The organism is Microbulbifer maximicatervae (SeqCode) (genome assembly GCF_052467615.1).
In genome coordinates, this window is the sequence record NZ_CP174319.1 from 4020676 (window position 1) to 4040217 (window position 19542).

A 19542-nucleotide genomic window follows, 5' to 3' on the forward strand; every position below is an offset into this window, starting at 1 on the left:
ACCACCCATCGTGCGGGTCCGCAATGGGCGGTTCCCTATCCGTAATGAATCTCTACCCAACGATCTCGCAATGAAATCAAACCCATCTCTTCGAAGAACTCATTATTGAGCGCAATATGAATACCCTCAGTTTTTGCGCTTCGCCAGTAACTTTTACCGGACGAGCCGCAGGTAACTGCCAGCGACCCTCTCACACCCATACGCAGTAAATTTCGAACTTTCGTTCTCACTCTGCGCCAATTCTTCCAATAGCTCATTCTTAATCGCCGCCGTATCCAGCAGTCAAGATCTATACATTTTTGATAGCCTTGCGCTATCCCAAAGTAGTTGATCCAACCACGGAGGTATACGGTAAGTTCTTTCAGTTTCTTTTCCATAGAGATACCACGAGATCGCCCTGTAATCTGGCGGACGCGGTATTTAAATTGGCGCAGTGACTTATCATGCCAGACAAGCTTTGCTCCACGGAAAGAAAAACCCAGAAACTTACAACGACTAACGGGGACTACTTGGCTTTTAGTATCGTTAACTTTGAGCTTAAGCTTGCGCTCAACAAAGCGTTTAATACTCGCCATTACCCGTTCACCCGCGCGCTTGGAAGCAACAACAATCACAAAATCATCCGCATAGCGAACAAAATCATGTCGGCGTTTTTCCAGCTCTTTATCGAGCAGGTCGAGTACAATGTTGGAGAGCAGCGGCGATAAAGGGCCCCCTTGTGGAACCCCCTCATGACAGGCTTTCCAGCATCCATCTTCTACACTTCCTGCACGCAAGTAACTTGCGATCAACTTGAGTAAACGCTTATCGCTGATTCTTTGGCCAAGTAAACTCATGAGGAAATTATGATTTACCCGATCGAAGAATTTAGATAAATCGACATCTACGGCTATTCGTTTCCCTCCCTCGATATACTTTCGCAGCTTTTTCACCGCATGATGCTGCGATCGCTTTGGGCGGAACCCATAGCTGAACTTCGAAAAGGTTTTATCGAAACTGGGACCGATGATTTGGGCGATAGCCTGCTGAATAACACGATCAAAGACCGTAGGTATCCCGAGACCACGCTGGCCACCATCTGGCTTGCGAATGTAGACGCGCCTGACGGGAAGCGGCTGGTAATGACCCTGTCGAATGGTCTCGATGAGGTCGTCGCCAACTGCCTTGAAGTGCTGCACAAAATTATCGACAGTAATCCCGTCAATGCCTGCGGCACCTTTGTTGCTTCGCACGTGTTTCCATGCAGCATTAAGATTTTCTTTGCTGAGGATGGCTTCAAGCAGATTTTCATTTGAGTTGAGTGTCATGGCAGTGCGCTACGTCAATTTTATATCCGGCTGGCAACATATCAGTAGGCTAGCCCTGTCTTTTAACTCGTGGATTTTGGGTTCAGGCCTTCACCGTATCCAAGGTGTTAATCTTGGCACTAGGCTACTATGCCGTCGGCTGACTTCTGTTCAATCACCTTGGCCATTACTGACCGAGGCGCTGCTGTGTTCCACCAATTTTGTTTACTCCCGCGATGGTGGCTAGCGGGCTGAGCCTACTTATGAGTCAGCGGCCAAGCTGACAGCTTTACAGCAGCAGGTTGAACAGATCTCCCCAGATAAGAACGTGAACTTTCACTACACAACTGCATCATTTACTCTACCCGTTAGACCACATGGCTTCGGTGTCCTTGGCCACCTCGCCTCCAGGCTAAGCCTTATATGATGTTTCTGTCCGTCAGCTCGTAGCTTTGCTAGCGGCTTCCTCCCCACAAGACCTCGCGGTATTGCAGTTGCCATTCGCTAGTAGTTAGCATTTAATGCAATCCATTAAACGGTGATCCTCCTACAGGGGACTTTCACCCCATTAATTCACGCCCATGCTGGGCGTACCAAGGTACTCAAACACCGTTCCGACCGAAAAACGGCCTCCACTGGACGCGCGAAAGGCGCGCGCCGTTTAGCACGGCTTATGCTCTATAAGTGATGGATAAAATTTCAATTAATGGCGATTGGCCAGAAATAGAAAACAAAGAACTTGAGAAGCTGATCGCTCAAGAATTTTGGTGTAAGAATAAAAGAGAAGATCAAGCCAATATCCTTTATATAAAAGTTTCAGGTGATTGGATCAGAGTTTACTTTGATTATGAAATTTTATTTTGGCGCTCAGGTAACAATGGCCTAGAAGACCCTAAAGCCAGTAGAGAAACAGATTTTGGCTACCCGTTAATAGATTGGGGCAAAACGTTAGGTATTGAAGGTACAGTTATAAAATCAGTTTCAGCAAACCGCATAACTGGTGGTGCGCAAATAGAGTTTAAGTTCTCAAATAACAAAGTTTTTAAAGTCCAAAGCATAGATGACTATACTACAATCAAAACATAACCAGTTGCCGCACAGTCGCCCTCCGGGCTGGACCGCCCTGACGGTCAGCCTGTAGGCAAGACGTTTTATTTTTGGGTGCATCCGATGAACTTAGGAAGGTGGGATTCAGCAATTTTAAAGAGCGTGTTTTTCCCCGCGTTCCTTGTTCTCATCTATACATTGTATGAAATTGGACTTCCTCAAGATCTATATAGTTGGGCGGGCTTTGGGTTGTTCTCATTAATTTTTCTGGGGGTTTACTTACTATTCTCAATCGTTGGCTGGCTATTATTTGGTTTTCCTGTTCATTGGTTAATTTGCAGGTACGGCAATGGAAGTTATTTTCTATATTTCGGCGCGGCAGTGGTTTTTACTGTCGTTATATATATTTTCTCAGGTGTAGCAGAGACGGCAATAATTTATGGTTCTTTTGCGTTAATTCAAGCAATGCTGTTCAAGTATTATGCATATAAACAAGTACAAACATAACTAAGTCCGCCAGAGGCGGCCAAAAACCGCCGCTTCGCTCTGGTTTTTCGGCCCCAGCTGGTAACGTTAGCTCTCTATGAAGATTCGAGTATTTACATTTCTGATACCGATGATCTTGTCTTCTTGTACGTCACAAGAGAATAAAGAGGATGTATTGCAGTCCGCATACGGGGATGACCTTGATTACTTTGGTGGCATCACCTTCCTAACAGGGCCTTGGTATGCACCTGGATCTGAGTACGGTTACCACATAAATGATGGTGTGCTCTATATTGCTTATACTCCGGAAGTTGGCCTCGACAAGCGCATTATCAAAGTTTCAGACTGTCCTCAAATAGAAATTGGCATCAAAGAAATTAAACGTGCCATATTTGAAACAACAGAGATATTTGTTGGCATTAAAAAGCCGGCTGAGTCAGAGATCATTATAATGGATGGCCCTAGCTACCGATTGGAGTATCACTCCGATAGCATAAGTGGTTCAATCATCCTTGAGGTGGAGCAAATAACAGTTACGTCACCCCTTGGATTAACGCGGCCTAAAGCCGATGCTTGCGAATGAGCTAACAATCCATGCAAGCGGGACACAGAGCTACGCTCTCCCTCCTTCACTTTGCGTCATGTGTAAAGGGACTTTATGACACTTTTCATATTGGGCATTCTTTCGGTGACAGTATTTTCCCCATTAGTATTGCCTTGGGGTGAAAAACTACTGATTTATTGTACTGCCGTATGGTTTTTATTGTGGCTTATCTTTTTCTTGCAAACGGAGCGTGAAAGTGATCCGATTTATGGTGTAGGTATAGTTGGCGATAGTGCTGCTTTAGGTATTTCAATTTTGGTCTTTGCTATCGTAGTATTCGCACGAGGCTTTATTCATGTTGTCATGAATGAAGTTAAAGCTAATCGTAATCAAATATGACAAGCGCAGGCATGATCGCAAATACTACATATTTGCTGGACCTCCGCCATTTTTTGGAATGTTATGTTCTAGGGTCTTTCGATGCAGATTAAATTGGTACATCCAGTAGTAAAAGCTTTCCTGATGTATTTTTTAAGTGTTATGGCGATTGCGATGTTCTTTGCCCTATTTGGTGATTGGATAAGGGAAAAAACCAACTACTCGCTCATTTTGAAGGGATACATTGTTGGCCCCCTCGTTTGGCCGGTAGCTTACTTGGGGATGGTTTATGGTAAATCGAGAACTTTAGACAATAGTTAGTGATGACAACTCGAAATCTTACCAAGGTTATAAGCTGATGGAGAGATAGGCACATCGACAGCTTTTCCATTTCGGCCTTGCCTTGATTTTAAAGCCTCGCATACTGCGGGCGTTATGAGACATAAGAGTGTATACCTACGAACTTGAAAAGAACATTTGGTCTGAGAAAGACTTCTCCCTAATGGGGGGCACGACTCCAAAATATGGGGTTTCCTGGCTGATACGGAGAATTTCGAGTTTATGATAGATCTCGATTACATTTTTCAATGGATTCATCCAAGAAAAGGGGAAGCATATTTTAAGTTCTGGGTTGCTCCCGTTACGATGGTATTTGAAAATGCTTACGATATTTTACTTGACATTGAATCCAGGCAAGGTGAGCTAGAAGTCGCCGATCTGCATATGGTGAATGAGAGAAAAACAAAGAATGGTCGCTTCGATGAGCATGATTTTCGTTTTGACTACCAGGAAGGGAAATTTAAAATAAGCGCTACTGGTTTCAAAATGTACGTTCGTACAGCACCAATTTTACAGAGTAGGAAAGCTTTGAATTACAAATTACGCGGAGGTATAGATTTTAGCCGAGAGTACAGTAGCTCATAATAAGTGACTATGGTCGCTCATCAAGCTTTTAAGCCATACTTTCATTCCAATAGGTGTTGTTTTTTACCATCATATTCAGGGTCGTAATCTGCTTTCTCATGCAGAAAATCAGAGCCACCTTTTTAGGTTTGCCAGAGTCGACTAATCGCTTATACATCGGCTTTAGTATGGGGTCATATTGTATGGCGAAGAGTTTGTAGTTGTTTAATGGTATCCTTAATACCATTTTTATCACTGGTAAAACTAAAGAATTAATCAGTAGGTCTCACATAAATATCCAGTTGTTTGCTACCGGTATCGATACTGACATTGATCTCTTGAGGTTCCATAAGATAAGCTATCTCCGCCTTGCTATCCGGGCTAGAGGCCCACATGACTATTCAAGTTATGCCTAGTGAGTGTCTGTCACGTTCCTACTTGTTTTATAAACCGGCGCAGCAACGAACTGTGACAAACAAGGCCTTCGGTGGCCGCAGAAGGTGGATCTCAATTTACCCGTTAGCGAAAAGGATTTTCAACATCAGAATCGATTAAGAACAACCATACAAGTCGCAGCAATCGCTCTCTTTGATCTCAAAGACAGTCAAAACGCTACGCTATTTGACTGTCTTTGTGCGAAGCGTTACTTACGGAGAAACTCTTGAAAAAAACAACCTTTTTTTTATTCGCTCTATTTGCCACAAGTAATACCATCGCTCAGGAAGACAATTACTACTTAAGAATATCTTATGGCAGCGTTGACACAGATATTGAAGCCCAAGAAGTTATAGATAGTTATGATTATTCACTGTCAGATTCAGAAGGCTGGAGCTTTTCAGCCGGTTACCGGATCAATAGGTTTCTCGCTTTAGAAGGTGGATTTAGCGATTTAGGAAAATCTAGTGGAATGTACCACTACTCAAGTACAGATACTAACTTTAGCATTACAGAAAACCTCAGCTCAGAGATTAAGTTAAAGACACTAGGCTTATCTATTTCTACTGATACGAAAAAAGCATTATATACAGGGCTTCGATTTGGATATCAGCGCTGGGATGTTAAATATAAATTCAAAGGGGAGTATTTGGAGTACCTTGCGGCCCCAACTGTTATTGGTGCTCCAGGTACTGGGGGACCTGTTGAGTACTCAGAATCAAGCAAATGGCGTAACGATGGTTACGATTGGTACTATGGGATATCAGCAGGTTGGAATTATCAGAATTGGGCAATAAGCCTGGAACACACAATCTATAAGATGGATAACGAAACCCCTTCTTTCGCTGCATTAGCCCTTAGCTATAATTTCTGAATCATCGGTTTGCAGATTCAAAAGCGGCCTCATGGAGGGCCGCGCTGTTATTAAAATAGTATCAGACCCTTGATACATCTCTATCTAGATCAATTCTCACGGATAGACCAAGTGGTATGATAACAACTCTAGAAAAATTAGGCGCTACATGACAATCTAAGTGTTCACCGCCATCGCTATGAGTCCTCACTTAACAGCAATGGCTCAAGCAGCAGAGATTGGTGCGTGGTATCATTGGTTTAATGTTTCTCTTAAGAGGTAGGTATTTAGCAAATTAATGCTATTCATCTCAGCACTAGGGTTTCATCGGGCCGTCACTACTTCGCAGATCAGGTCATAAAAAATATTATTAATCATGAAAATCGGTAAATTCAAAGACTTTCATTCCCAACTTATATTCTCTATAGGGGTCGGATTTATTTACCCAGCGATTCTTTCATTACTTCTTGGACTCTCTTCCTACATCGACTTATTTAATTCGTTAATAATCGATGGAAAGTTGTATGATCCACGTGTTCCCAGGCACCTAGAGATCTTAATGAATCATCAATTCCCTATGGGTTTAAATTTCTCAGAATGGAGCAAGATTCTTGACTTAACTACCTTTTTAAGTTGCGTTTTAATTGCTTCATTGTTGACATATACACTTAACTGCAAAATGAATATGAGGAACTGGTGTCTATCTCTTATTTATTCGCTCGCTATTGTCTTCGTAGTAACTTTTTATTATCTACCTATCGTGAAGGTTTGGATTCTTGCGCTAAATCAAATATCTACCATGATAGCTATACTTGTTGTCCCATTTCTGGTTTCAGTCATATCTCGATGGATCTTTTTAACAAACGCAGGTACGCAGGACTAAATTTCCGTTGCGCTTCAATTTAGTCCATACCGCGGGCGTTATACCCAAGACCTATCCACGTTTAGTAGGTACCCTATATAGTTATAAAATCCACTATAAGCTAACGAGAACTAAGGAATATCCGGAAAGCACCCTCATGTAGTCTATACCTTAGGCCTGTTGGCCAAGGGCTACAGTACGGATTGCTATTCGAAACCCCGTAGAAAAACCGCGACGTTATCAAGATAGGCTGCCCCTGCGGCTTAATCAGTTGTCACGGATATATCCCTTTCAATAGCCCGCAGGAATAATGGTTTTTCACGCCAGCTTAATGCCGGCTATTTTATCTTTAACTCTACACCTTCAAATTTCTCTTACCACCGTCACCAATGTCCACATAGCGAATGGCGCAAACTGCTAGATTGAGTTATCTAGTGCTGGAACAGACTCCACAGGTAAACCTTTGTCATTGGGAAACCCAAAGTGCAAGGTCAAGAATCATCGCCAAATAATCAAAACAACAGCGATCAGCAATCGCTGGATTTGCAGAACGCTGATATTGATGCAGTTTACACTGAACTAAACACATCACCCGCCGGCCTCACCAAAAATGAAGCCAGCACCCGCCTGCAAAAATATGGTCCCAATGCCATTCAGGAGAAGGAGCAAAGCGCACTCGCTAAGTTTTTGCGATTTTTCTGGGGCCCCATTCCCTGGATGATTGAAGCGGCCGCATTGCTCTCTGCATTAATTGGCCACTGGCCCGATTTCGCCATCATTATGGCCCTGCTGTTGTACAACGCGATTGCCGGGTTTTGGCAGGAACACAAAGCTGCCAATGCGCTGGCAGCACTGAAGGCCAGCATGGCCCCCAAAGCCAATGTATTAAGAGATGGGGAGTATCAATCTATCGATGCGGCGATGGTGGTCCCAGGCGATATAGTGCGAATCAAGCTAGGGCAAGTCGTGCCTGCTGATGTGCGCTTTACCGAAGGGAAATCCATCAGTATTGATCAGGCTGCCCTTACCGGGGAATCCCTACCGGTCAGTAAGGGCATCGGTGATATTGGCTATTCCAGCAGTATCGCCAAACGCGGGGAGATGACCGCTGTGGTCATTGGTACCGGGCACAATACATTCTTTGGGCGCACCGCCCAACTTGTTGCCGGCGCAGGGCAAAGTGCCTCACATTCGCAGAAAGCCGTCACCCATATCGGTGACTTCCTCATAGTGCTGTGTTTGGTGCTGGCCGTTATTCTGGTGGGCACAGAGTTATACCGCGATATCGTGGTCGCCGAAACATGGCACTGGTCAGATATCATCAATATTCTTCGCACTGTACTGGTGTTGCTGATCGCATCGATTCCCGTTGCCATGCCTTCGGTCATCACAGTGACCAATGCTCTCGGTGCCCTGGCGCTATCCCGTAAAAAAGCGATCGTCTCGCGGCTGGAGTCCATCGAAGAGTTGGCTGGTGTTGATATCCTCTGCTCAGACAAAACCGGCACCCTCACCAAGAACCAATTGTGCCTCGAAGAACCTACCTTATTCAGCGCGGAAAACAACGACCAGTTAATTCTTGCCGCCGCTATCGCATCTGAAGCAGGCGCCAGTGATCCAATTGATCAAGCAGTTTTTGCCGGCCTGAAAAATAAGGAAGAACTGAAGAAATATAAGGTTGAGGAATTCACTCCCTTTGATCCGGTGAGCAAACGCACTGAAGTCAAGGTTCAGAATCAGGATGGGCAAACCCTATATTTCAGCAAAGGGGCCCCCCAGGCTATTGTCGACTTATGTAACTTGAGTGGTGCGAAGGCCGACAAAGCCGCTGCTTGTGTGCAACAACAGGCCTCCAGGGGACTGCGCTCCCTGGGCGTTGCGCAGAAGGCAAACGGCTCACCGTGGCAATTCCTGGGTATTCTGTCTCTTGAAGACCCACCTCGGGATGACTCCAAAGACACTATTCAGCGCGCACGGGAACACGGGCTTCAAGTAAAAATGATTACGGGTGACGATGTGGCTATCGGCAAGGAAATCGCCACCCAAGTCGGTATTGGAACAAATATTTTCGCTGCCAGTAGTGTGTTTACAAAGTCCCAGGATATGGACCACCTGCCATCTACTATCGTCGACACCGTTGAACGTGCAGATGGGTTTGGGCGGGTTTTTCCCGAACATAAATATGCCATTGTGAAAGCATTGCAAGGCAGAGGTCACCAAGTTGCCATGACTGGCGATGGTGTGAACGATGCGCCGGCCCTTAAGCAAGCTGACTGCGGTATCGCCGTTAGCGGAGCAACCGACGCCGCACGCGCGGCTGCAGCCATTATCCTGACCTCTCCCGGACTATCTACCATCGTCGATGCCATCGATGAAGCCCGAAAAATATTTGAACGCATTATTAACTACGTACTTTTCCGGGTATCCATGACTCTAGATATTATGGTGGTGGTTGTCTTTGCTACCATAATGTTCGGCTTCTCGCCCCTAACCCCGGTTATGATCGTACTAGTGGCTCTTCTTGATGACATCCCCATTATGACCATTGCCTACGATAATACTCTGCTTCCCAAGGAACCTGTGCATTGGCAAATGCGAGACCTATTACTGGGCTCCAGCATTATCGGCCTTTTTTCTATTGCTCAAACAATGGGTATTCTCTTTATTGGAATGGAATGGCTCAATAACACCAACTGGCAATCCTGGATCGCATTAAATAGAGAGCAAATTCAAACTATCGTATTTTTACAGATCGTAGCGGGTGGACATCTACTGTTATTCGTTGTGCGCTCTCGTACAGCTTTCTTTTCCAAACCACTACCCGCTTTCCCTCTGTTTATCGCAATTGTTGGCACCCAAGCATTTACCGTACTGATGTGTGGATTCGGCTGGCTGGTGCCGGCAATACCCTGGACTATAATCGGTCTGGTATGGCTATACATGATTATCTGGATGTTTTTCCTAGACTTGGTCAAGAAACTTCTTTATCGAAGATTAAGTGATATCTGAGTCATCTACAAAAGCCTAAAAAAGGTAGGCAGTCGAACTATGAATTGTTTCGAAGATTTCAGGGTAAAGCCTGACAGCAAGATAAAGCTCTCCGATATAGATCCGGGTTTCAAACATTGTTACGAAAGTCGTGAAGAGGCACTCCCAGATACCCAGCGTATAGATGAGCAGATACGTTCATTCACTTACAAGCTTTACGCTGAGCGTAAAACATCTCTACTTATCTGCTTGCAGGGAATAGATGCCTCGGGGAAAGATGGCACCATCAAGCACGTATTAGGCGCAACAAATCCACAAATGTGTAGAGCGATTTCCTTTAAGGAACCTTCAAAAGAAGAGAGCGAGCATGATTTCTTATGGCGATATCACAAAGTAACCCCTGCCCGAGGGCATATATCAATCTTCAACCGCTCTCAGTATGAGGGCGTACTGATTGAACGAGTGCATAGCCTGGTCCCAATGGACATTTGGAGTGAACGCTATGATCAAATTAATAACTTTGAGAAATTACTCTCTGAAAGTAACACAATAATACTGAAATTTTTCCTATATATCAGTCAGGATGAGCAGTTGGAGAGATTCAAGCAACGTATTGATGATCCCGCCAAACAGTGGAAAATCAGCGAAAGTGATTATACTGAGGCAAAATATTGGGATGAGTATATATGTGCTTTTGAAGATATGCTAAATCAATGCAGCACCGAATACGCGCCCTGGTTTGTTATCCCCTCAAACCACAAATGGTTCCGGGACTTGGCCGTAGCCTCGATTATTTCTGAAGCATTAAAAAAATTAAATCCCCAGTTCCCTGCCCCCACTGTCAACCTGGAAGAGATAAAAACCAAATATCATCAACTTAAGAATTCTTAACAAATTAAAAGCTAAAAAATTAGGGTTCTATTATTCCTTAAACATTTAATAAATAAGTTATCTTTTAATCATAGATTTCTATCAGAAGAATTAAAGTGAATGCGCTGGGCAGCTCGCCGTCATTCTCAATAAATTATACAAAGTCACTCTGCCTCAATACGAAATCAGCTGAAGTATCATTTTCCTCTGGCTACTGATCCCAAATAAGCACTCAATTGTTATCAGTAGCAAATAACTGTATATCGTTCACCCAAATTCATAATCAGGGATAATGAAATTATCTTCTATCGCAGAATCTATCCACCCATAACTATTGAAGCTTTTCGTCCTAGTACTAAATATACTGCAACATAGTTTTCTATAAAAAATTCACCCCAAGGCCTAGCCCATAAAAAAGACCTCTCGAATAGACATACATAGGGTATAACCGCTAGATAATCCAGCCGTTGGTCTGATTATAGATAACCAAAAATAAAAATTTTATAAAATCTATGCAGATATCACTGCTTGACGTAAGGCGAAAATAAAAAACCAGGTAGCATACACTACCTGGCAGAGAAGGATTTGACTTGGTATCAAACGATCAGACCAAATTAAAGCCGTTCAATTTAACCAAAGCGCCGAAAATTTTAACAGACCTCTACGGTATATGGAGATATGCACAGGCTGACCTGCTAGTCAGCGGTCTCTCTACTTTTAATAATAACGATATTAACTCGTCAGTGGACTTTAGATCCGATTTACATTAATAGATAAAGAACTCTCGATAAGAGCTCATAAGATTTATATCTTAAAAGATAACTGCTTCACTGAAAGAAAACTGCTAACCATATAGTTGCCTCATCTGCAGCTGTCTCCACCACCCGGTGCCTTTGATTTGCCCTAATCAACAAGTTATCCCCCTTCCCAAGGTGGTGCCTCTCACCATTTTCCATTTCTATAACACCATAACCGGAAAGTACTAACACCCACTCATGCTCATCTTGATCATACCACCCTGTTTCCGGCGAGGACTGCCCGTAAGATATAATCCGCTCAATCCTGCAGCTTTTCCCCTCTAGTAAATTCTCAAAATGCTCCTTAGAGTGATCACCTGGTAGTTGAGTGAAAAAATTACCCATAGTCTCCCCTAACATTAAATCGGCATGAAAAAACAATTTACAAAAATACAACTATACTAAAATCAATAGACTCTACAAATGGGATTAAGATAGAAAAACATACGCCAACCGAAATCAAAATGAGCCCGAGACCAGAAAATAGAATATCTTTTACTAAACCTTCAATATTGGCTCTTTGACGCCCCCAAAAACACAACACTCACATAAAATATAAAATAGATCATTCGAAATAGATATGAGCACCTATTAAAAAGCAGCAGATACCAGATCACGACCTATAAAACACAAAGAACATATAATGACTATATATTTACATTCAGGGCTACATAAAACAGGCACCACAGCAATACAATGCTACGCCTATAAATATAGAAAGCTATTAAGAAGTAAAGGTATTTTATATCCCATTATTCATCGAAATTTAATTAGCATAGATAAGGGTCACCATCTTTTTGCACACTCATTTTCCGATCACCCTGAGAGCCCGCCTATATCCATAGGAAAGTTGCTAGCATATGATTGGAAGTCAAAATCGCAGAAAAATAACCTTGATCTATTAATTAGTGCAGAGCCTATTTGTCGACATACTTACAAAACAAAAGATTGCTCCTGGATTGAGGCTCGGCACCATTATTTAAAACAACTCTCCAATACAATACCCCCAGAGCAAACCAAAATCATCTTAACCTTGCGCAGACAAGATAATTTTGCCCAGTCTCTCTACAAAGAACATATTATGAAAGGAGTATCTCCACTAGCGAAACTGTCATTTAAGGAGTTCCTATCAAAGATAGAAGGGAGAACCCTGAACTTTTATAAAAATATAGCAGCATTCAAAAAATTCTTCCCCAATATACAAATACTCATTTACGAGCAGCTATGTAATGGCGACCTACCAGTTAATTTTTTCCGCTCGCTAGGGGTTTCCGGCTTACCAAACTCTAACAAGATCATAAGGGAGAGTCTCTCCAATGAAGAGGCCGTTTTAAAGCAAATATTGAACCAGCAAATACACTCAAAAGCTGAAAATATAAAACTATTAAAATGGATAAAATCTGGCAGTACGCAAAACATAATCAAGCGAACACTACCAAGATCATCACACCTATGGAACTCTGATGAAGATAGAGCTAATTTTTTAGATCGATATTCACAGGAAAACAAAAAAATAAACGATGAATTCCTCAATGGAGGTAAAGAGCTTTTTCCGTCAAACCATACATCTCCCCAAAAAAAGGCTAACATTATCACACTACAGCCATATTTAATTAAAACACTTCAAGCCCTATCTAGTGATATTAAACAGTTACTGGGGGAATACCGCTTTAGAAACATAATCAATGCTATAGAGCACTGATTGCCAAATCTGGTTAGAAGTCCTTTAAAAAGAATCGCCAGCAACAAAGTATGCTGCTGGCGCCTAACTATTTAGAGGATCTAAAGTGATAAATCACTTACCGCTGATATATCATTCCAAGAAAAACGCTCAGCACGATATACACTCGTATCATTGACTACCATCTCCCAAACCGTCTCTGCAGTCTGATCGCCGGCGACTTCAACAATATATGCATCTCTATTGTTGCCGGTACTAGCACTGGATGGGCCGCCCGCGCAAAGTAGAATATTCCCTCCGGAAAGTTCATCTACATCCCCTAAAGAATTCGTGTACTTTGGTGCAACGTACTCCCAAGTCTGCACTGCCACCATTTCCTCTGTGTTCAAAGAGAATTTCACTGCGCGGCTATTATAGATCTCACCACTGTATTCGGACTCATTCCTATTATCGTAAATCAGAATATCTCCGTCTGAAGCAAGCATAGCTGCATGCTGAGAAGCCATCCAGGTGCCAGCTTGCAATGAAAATAATTTCTCAAGAAATCCCTCGGAAGTATCCAAATCCCTACCCATAATCCAGTTTACTTCGCCACTATTATGATCAATATTGACCACCCAGCTTTGAGAGCGACTTGACAGTAAAATCGAATTATCCTCAGAAATATAGTGTAATGAGTTAGAGTGAGTCCAATCCAGCGCACCATTGCTCGATTCCCGACGGGCTAACTCACCGGGGAAACGCTGAGTATCGAGATGATCGAATGCAGACCATTCCCATACAGTATTGCCCTGCCCATCCACTTCAAAAATCGCATCTCCTTTTATCAATTGACCATCAATTGTTTCATAGGCGTTTGTTAATACCAGTAAGTTTCCATTTTCAAGAAGAATTGCATCGTGGTGATAGGCTGGCAGCTCAAATGATTGCAGCGTTTCACCAGCAAAGGAGATAATTCTTGCTTCCTGATCCAACAGCAACATTAAATTGCCATCCTGTAAATTGCGCACTACCGGTGCTCCGGTGAGAGGAGTGTCTCCGTGGAGGTACCAAACAACCTCACCCTCTTCATCGAATCCCCAAAAGGTATTATCCCTGTCACCTGAAGGTGAAAAAATAGTTACACCTCCTTCGCTTTGCTCTGTAAATGTAGTTACCTCAACTGGGGGAGCGCCTTCAGGTAACGAACCAGTCTTGAAAGAAATAGTCGAGCTCTGCACAACGTCTCCACTTTCCAGCATTGCCAGTGCAGTAAAACGGTAAGTGGTATCGGCTCTTAAACCTACTAGGGTCATATCATGCTCTGTGCCCCAATCGGTATAATTTGTTCGCCGACGGTCGGTTACCGCCGAATTGATCCTGATCGCCACTCGCGACTCACTGCTAGTCGATACTTGTGCATTAACCATTAAACTATTTAGTGGATGCATCGAAAGGGTTAATTCTACTTCGTCTTCCAAAATAAGCAGAGTTTCATTCGCTTGCTCTACCTCAACACTCACGCCCGGATTGCTGTAAAGCATTACAATAAATACTAGAAAAAATATGGGTAACGTCGATCTTCCAGTCATAGCCAAATCCTATTTAATAAATATTAAAAGTAATCATCCCTACCCTGGTATTTCATTTTCAGGGGAGCTTCCAATAATCAGCTATCACATAACGCAAAAAGGGTGGATTCGTTTACCTGGCTTTCAAACCAGAAAGAAATATTTTGGGCGATCCCGAAAAGAAAATTTCTTTATTAAATTTTCTAATGCGCAAAGGCCTGCACAACAAATATGAGAAATGGGATAAATGTGGATAACGGTATAGTTGCGACACTTACTAAGATGAAATAAATAACAATAACTTTTGAAAGCTATTTCTATTATTCTAGTGTGATTCAAGAACGCTGTTAATTGACTCGTAAGTTACGGTAGATAACTCATAAAACCTTAGCAACTAAGACAAAATTCCTAAAAATCACCAACAACTAGAAGAGCATCCTCTAAGAGAACCTCAGTATATTCCTTTTTGTTGTCACCAGCCCTTAAGACCCACCTTACCATCCCTTGGACTTGTAGTGGTTCATACCGCCGCAGTACCAACCCGCAGCCGAGGCCGAGTATACGGTTATCTGCTTTGGGGAAATCACCAGCTATGGACTTGTCCCTGTAGAAGGGCAGAAATACTTGCCCTTAGACAAACTGTAGCTGGATTCAAAATCCACGGTTGTTTACACGGCCCACTGGTAGTAGAGAGGTGTGTAATGCATAGCCGATCTTCGCTGCAAAATCATCAATCCATTTCCACGAAACAGAAGGGATCTCTACGCAAAAAATCATCATTCGCCGCTGCCGTAGTGATTGTGGGATCTGCAATTCTTGCCCCACTGACCTATGCCGTGGATTATTCCAATTCCCGCTATAACTCGAGATACAGCGCTCAACATGGACATGGAAACTACGGAGCACACTCCAGGTATAGCAGGGACTACCGAGCAAATTCACGGCATAGCAGGAATTACAGATCGCACTCAAGGCACAACCGGGACTACAGAGCACACCCCCGATACAACAGAAATTACAGGGCGCATTCCCGATACAACAGGAATTATCGGGCTCACTCCAGATACGGAACACATTCCAGATACGCGGCGAATCCACGGCATAGCCGCCATATGTGGTTTAAATCCAATATCCAGGGAACACCGCGTATTGTGATCGACCTCAGTGATCAGATGGCATACTTCTATAAGGGTGGGCGCCTGGCCGGTATGTCCCCGGTATCTACCGGCAAAGCCGGACACCGCACACCTACCGGTAACTTCCGTATTTCACAGAAGAAATACAGCCATCGATCAAATCTGTACGGTCACTACATCAGCCCACGGGGCTATGTAATGCGCAGCAATGTGGATGTGCGCCGCCACCGCAAACCTGCGGGTTCTCGATTCCGCGGGGCATCTATGGATTACATGATGCGTATCAATGGCCCCGTTACCATGCATGCCGGCCACGTCCCGGGATATCCCGCCTCTCATGGCTGTATTCGTATCCCCTGGCATATGGCTAAGATTTTTTATGCCCACGCCAAGGTTGGTACCAAGGTGTCCGTGGTGCCTTAAGTTGGAAGTAACAGGTAAATTTTTACCAAGCATAAAAAAGGCGGACTATTTAGTCCGCCTTTTTTAATTAGGAAGCCTCGGCCTCTTTTCTCTTTGTTAAATCCATACGGGTAAAATAATCGTGAGCCGCTCGATTAACATGCCTTGCCAGCAATAAAGTAGACACCATTGTTGGAATCGCCATTACCGCATACATCCCGATGATGATGCTGTTTACCGCACTTAAAGAAGCCACCGCACCCAATATAATCAGCACCATGTAGAGTCCGGTATAAAGACTCTGCCAGCGGCCACCGAAAAGAAAAACATAGCACTTCATACCGTAATACCAGCAGGTAACGATAGTGCTGAAAGCCAGCGGAAGGACCATTAGCAGTAGCAAAATTGGGCCGAACTGCCCAAACACCTGAGAAAATGCCTGTGCAGTCAGGGTGACGCCAGCAATATCCCCTTCCTGCTGCCAAGCGCCAGTCAGTAGTATCACCAGGGCAGTACAAGTGCAGATAACCAGTGTGTCTACAATGGGGCCCAGCATGGCAACCACGCCTTCTCGAACGGGCTCACGGGTTTTAGCTGCACCATGGGCCAAAGACTCTGTACCTATACCCGCCTCATTAGAAAATGCGCCCCGGCTCACCCCTACTGTGATGACCGAACCCAGAGTACCTCCAGCAATAGCTTGACCGCTGAAAGCATCCGAGAAAATTAACGCAAATGCTGCCGGTACCTGCTCCCAGAAGCTGGCAATTACCACAAGGGTCATGCCCAGATAAAACAGCACCATGCCCGGCACTACTCTTGCGGAGAATTTACCGATACGCTGGATACGACCGGCTATAACGTAAGCCGATGCAACAGCAATTAATAAGCCAATAACAAAATCAAAAGTGAGTGAGCCTCCGGGCGCAACCCAACCCAAGGGCTCAGCAAAAGACTCGCGCAGTAGCTGCGTGGTTTGATTGGACTGAAACACCGGCAACATACCGCAGAGTCCCGCCACGGCAAACAGTACCGCGAGCGGCATCCAGCGTCGGCCCAACCCCTCGCGAATAACATACATGGGGCCACCTTGCAGTTCCCCGGAGGTATCACGACCGCGAAACATCACCGCCAGCGTCGCTGTATAAAACTTGGTAGCCACCCCCACCAGGGCGGTTACCCACATCCAGAAAATCGCCCCAGGCCCACCAATCGTAATTGCGATAGCAACCCCGGAAATATTGCCAAGCCCCAGGGTTCCCGACAGCGCTGTGGAAAGCGCTTGGCTATGATTCACTTGACCAGGGTCATTGGGGTCATCATATCGGCCACTTAAAAGCCCAATACTGTGCCCAAGATGACGGTAGGGACGGCCACGAGAATAGATTAATAGCGCGAGGCCGCCACCAACGAGTAGCACTAATAAGGGGGGACCCCAGACAAAACTGGCAAAAGCCTCTAATGCCTGATCAATTGCAGGGAATATCGACATAATTTAATTCATTTCCGGTGAGATCCGCCCAGTCTAGGTACGCTCACACCAGACTGTCAAAATGCCACCATAAAACTCCGTAGCCCCATAAATGCGAAAACTTTGGGAAAACCTGGAATCCCGGCAATAAAAAAGCCCCTAACAGGGGCTTTTCTAACAATCTTTTACAACTTTTTATCAAGCTGTAGTAGTTGCCTTTAATGCGGGCTCGGGTTCAGAACTCTCCCTCACAAGCGCCACCGATATAGCGCCAAGCAACATACACACCCCCGCCAAAACAATGATGTAAATTGCCTGGTTTTCGAAAACTGTTTTCAATATCAAGCCAGCTACCAGGGCGGAAACAATCTGCGGGGCTGCGATAGTGAAATTAAAAATCCCCATATAAACACCAGTCTTATCCGCCGGCAGCGAGTCGGAGAGGATCGCATAGGGCATAGCCAGAATAGCGGCCCAGGCAATGCCCACACCCACCATCGGTAGCAATAATCCCAGGGCGCCACTGGGTACGGAAACTTCTGTAATCAACAGATTCACCTGTGTGGGATCGCCCCCCTGGAAGAACAGGAAGCTGATGTATCCCAAACCGCCCAGTGCCAGCGATAGGGAATAAGTGAGCTTACGCCCCAGCACCTGAGACAAACGGGCCAGGACAATAGAGAAGATCGCTGCGAACAGGGAGTAAGCAGCAAAAATAATTCCTACCCAGTCACCGGCAGCACCCTTAGCGGCAGCGATATGTGCGGGAATTTCTTTGACGCTTTCCAGATAGGCGGGATCAAACCACTTGGCTTCCACTCCCCAAACGTGCTGAGTGATCGCGGGCGTGGTGTAAACCCACATAATAAACAGGGCAAACCAGGAGAAGAATTGCACCAGGGCCAGCTGGCGCATGGTGCGCGGCATTTTAATTAGCAGTTGGAAAAAACCAATCAAGCGCTTTGCCAGTGGAGCTTTTTGCTGTCGCTCCTGCTCCAGTTGCGCGGAGTCGAGACCTTTATAGGCATTGTACTGCTCCGGCGGATACTCCTTGGTGCGCAGCACAGTCCACAACACACTGCCCAGCAGCACTGTGGCGCCGATATAGAAAGCCCATATAACGGAGGGCGCTACCTCTCCCGCACGAGCGGTATTCTCCAGACCAATCACATTAGTCAGAATAAATGGCAACATGGAGCCGAAGATGGCACCAATGTTAATCAGCAAAGACTGTATCGAGTACCCCAGGGTGCGCTGCTCTGATGGCACCATGTCGGACACCAGGGCGCGGAAAGGCTGCATGGTCACGTTAAAGGCCGCGTCCATCAGGGCCAACATAACGCCGCCGAAAATAATTGGGGCCACTATCGCCACCACAATCCCGGCATTGGGCATAAACGCCATCCCCAGGGCTGCGGCGATGGCACCAAAAAGGATAAAGGGGTTGCGGCGACCGAAGCGACTCCAGGTCCGGTCCGAGGCCGAACCCACGATCGGCTGTACGATAAGTCCCATGAGCGGCGCTACTATCCAGAACAGGGATAGAGAATGAAGGTCCGCCCCCAGATCAGACAAGATTCTACTGGCATTGGCATTTTGCAGAGAAAAGCCAAATTGCACCCCGAGAAAACCGAGACTGACATTCCACACTTGCCAAAAGGGCAAGCGCGGTTGCTGGGCTTGCGGCGCAACGGCGCTGCTTGCTGATTGGGTCATAGAGGTCACCGCATCACTAGTTATGCTTATTCTGCCATTCTCACACGCACTCCCGGAGCATCCATCCTCCCCCATAGGGGAGGATGCGGGCCAGATCCTTCGCTTTAGGATAAACTCAGGCCCATGCGTATACGCCG

At 45.0% G+C, this 19542-nt stretch carries 17 protein-coding genes; 12 read left to right on the forward strand and 5 right to left on the reverse strand.

Translation table 11 applies throughout. The annotated features are described in order from the left end of the window. Nucleotides 1–35: 35 nt before the first annotated feature. Nucleotides 36–1307: a group II intron reverse transcriptase/maturase gene (gene ltrA, locus ACJJIM_RS17670; protein ID WP_444911611.1), complete on the reverse strand. Its 1272-nt coding sequence runs from the start codon at nt 1305–1307 to the stop codon at nt 36–38. A gap of 663 nt (nt 1308–1970) precedes the next feature. Here ltrA and ACJJIM_RS17675 point away from each other — a divergent pair. From ACJJIM_RS17675 to ACJJIM_RS17715, 9 genes are all read left to right on the forward strand, one after another. Beyond that, nucleotides 1971–2372 carry a hypothetical protein gene (locus ACJJIM_RS17675; protein WP_444911612.1) on the forward strand — a complete coding sequence of 134 codons (402 nt, stop codon included), beginning with the start codon at nt 1971–1973 and terminating at the stop codon, nt 2370–2372. A gap of 84 nt (nt 2373–2456) precedes the next feature. Beyond that, nucleotides 2457–2840 (forward strand): hypothetical protein, encoded by a 384-nt coding sequence (locus ACJJIM_RS17680; RefSeq protein ID WP_413663484.1) that lies wholly within the window; start codon nt 2457–2459, stop codon nt 2838–2840. Nucleotides 2841–2916: 76 nt separating this feature from the next. Further along, nucleotides 2917–3402: a hypothetical protein gene (locus ACJJIM_RS17685; RefSeq protein WP_413663485.1), complete on the forward strand. Its 486-nt coding sequence runs from the start codon at nt 2917–2919 to the stop codon at nt 3400–3402. A 75-nt stretch (nt 3403–3477) separates the two neighbouring features. After that, complete coding sequence (locus ACJJIM_RS17690) at nt 3478–3762, forward strand: hypothetical protein (protein WP_413663486.1); 285 nt, start codon at nt 3478–3480, stop codon at nt 3760–3762. Nucleotides 3763–3843: 81 nt separating this feature from the next. After that, nucleotides 3844–4062, forward strand: coding sequence for a hypothetical protein (locus ACJJIM_RS17695; RefSeq protein ID WP_413663487.1), 219 nt, complete (start codon nt 3844–3846; stop codon nt 4060–4062). A 240-nt stretch (nt 4063–4302) separates the two neighbouring features. Then, nucleotides 4303–4665, forward strand: a complete 363-nt coding sequence (locus ACJJIM_RS17700) for a hypothetical protein (protein ID WP_444911613.1) — start codon at nt 4303–4305, stop codon at nt 4663–4665. A 640-nt stretch (nt 4666–5305) separates the two neighbouring features. Further along, nucleotides 5306–5953, forward strand: a complete 648-nt coding sequence (locus ACJJIM_RS17705; protein WP_444911614.1) for an outer membrane beta-barrel protein — start codon at nt 5306–5308, stop codon at nt 5951–5953. Between the two features lie 1324 nt (nt 5954–7277). After that, entirely contained in the window at nt 7278–9803 is a 2526-nt protein-coding gene (locus ACJJIM_RS17710) for a plasma-membrane proton-efflux P-type ATPase (protein ID WP_444911615.1), read from the forward strand. Between the two features lie 39 nt (nt 9804–9842). Further along, nucleotides 9843–10673, forward strand: a complete 831-nt coding sequence (locus tag ACJJIM_RS17715) for a polyphosphate kinase 2 family protein (protein WP_444911616.1) — start codon at nt 9843–9845, stop codon at nt 10671–10673. A gap of 806 nt (nt 10674–11479) precedes the next feature. Here ACJJIM_RS17715 and ACJJIM_RS17720 read toward each other — a convergent pair. After that, a complete protein-coding gene (locus ACJJIM_RS17720) occupies nt 11480–11794 on the reverse strand; it encodes a cupin domain-containing protein (RefSeq protein ID WP_413663492.1) in 315 nt (104 codons plus the stop codon). 298 nt (nt 11795–12092) lie between these two features. Here ACJJIM_RS17720 and ACJJIM_RS17725 point away from each other — a divergent pair, with 298 nt between their 5' ends. Next, nucleotides 12093–13151 carry a hypothetical protein gene (locus tag ACJJIM_RS17725; protein ID WP_444911617.1) on the forward strand — a complete coding sequence of 353 codons (1059 nt, stop codon included), beginning with the start codon at nt 12093–12095 and terminating at the stop codon, nt 13149–13151. Nucleotides 13152–13231: 80 nt separating this feature from the next. Here the strand turns inward: ACJJIM_RS17725 and ACJJIM_RS17730 are convergent, their stop codons facing one another. Then, on the reverse strand, nt 13232–14701 hold the full coding sequence (locus ACJJIM_RS17730; protein ID WP_444911618.1) for an aryl-sulfate sulfotransferase: 1470 nt from the start codon (nt 14699–14701) through the stop codon (nt 13232–13234). An 861-nt stretch (nt 14702–15562) separates the two neighbouring features. On the opposite strand from ACJJIM_RS17730, the gene ACJJIM_RS17735 reads away from it, so the two are divergent. Then, entirely contained in the window at nt 15563–15835 is a 273-nt protein-coding gene (locus ACJJIM_RS17735; protein ID WP_413663495.1) for a hypothetical protein, read from the forward strand. Continuing rightward, the gene (locus ACJJIM_RS17740) at nt 15793–16239 is read left to right on the forward strand and encodes a L,D-transpeptidase family protein (protein WP_413663496.1); all 447 of its coding nucleotides are present in this window, start codon (nt 15793–15795) and stop codon (nt 16237–16239) included. The genes ACJJIM_RS17735 and ACJJIM_RS17740 overlap by 43 nt, the downstream gene beginning before the upstream one ends. 67 nt (nt 16240–16306) lie before the next feature. Here ACJJIM_RS17740 and ACJJIM_RS17745 read toward each other — a convergent pair whose 3' ends face one another. Together ACJJIM_RS17745 and ACJJIM_RS17750 are read right to left on the reverse strand one after the other, a co-directional pair. Next, nucleotides 16307–17710: an alanine/glycine:cation symporter family protein gene (locus ACJJIM_RS17745; RefSeq protein WP_413663497.1), complete on the reverse strand. Its 1404-nt coding sequence runs from the start codon at nt 17708–17710 to the stop codon at nt 16307–16309. A gap of 177 nt (nt 17711–17887) precedes the next feature. After that, on the reverse strand, nt 17888–19405 hold the full coding sequence (locus tag ACJJIM_RS17750; RefSeq protein WP_413663498.1) for an MFS transporter: 1518 nt from the start codon (nt 19403–19405) through the stop codon (nt 17888–17890). Between the last annotated feature and the right edge of the window lie 137 nt (nt 19406–19542).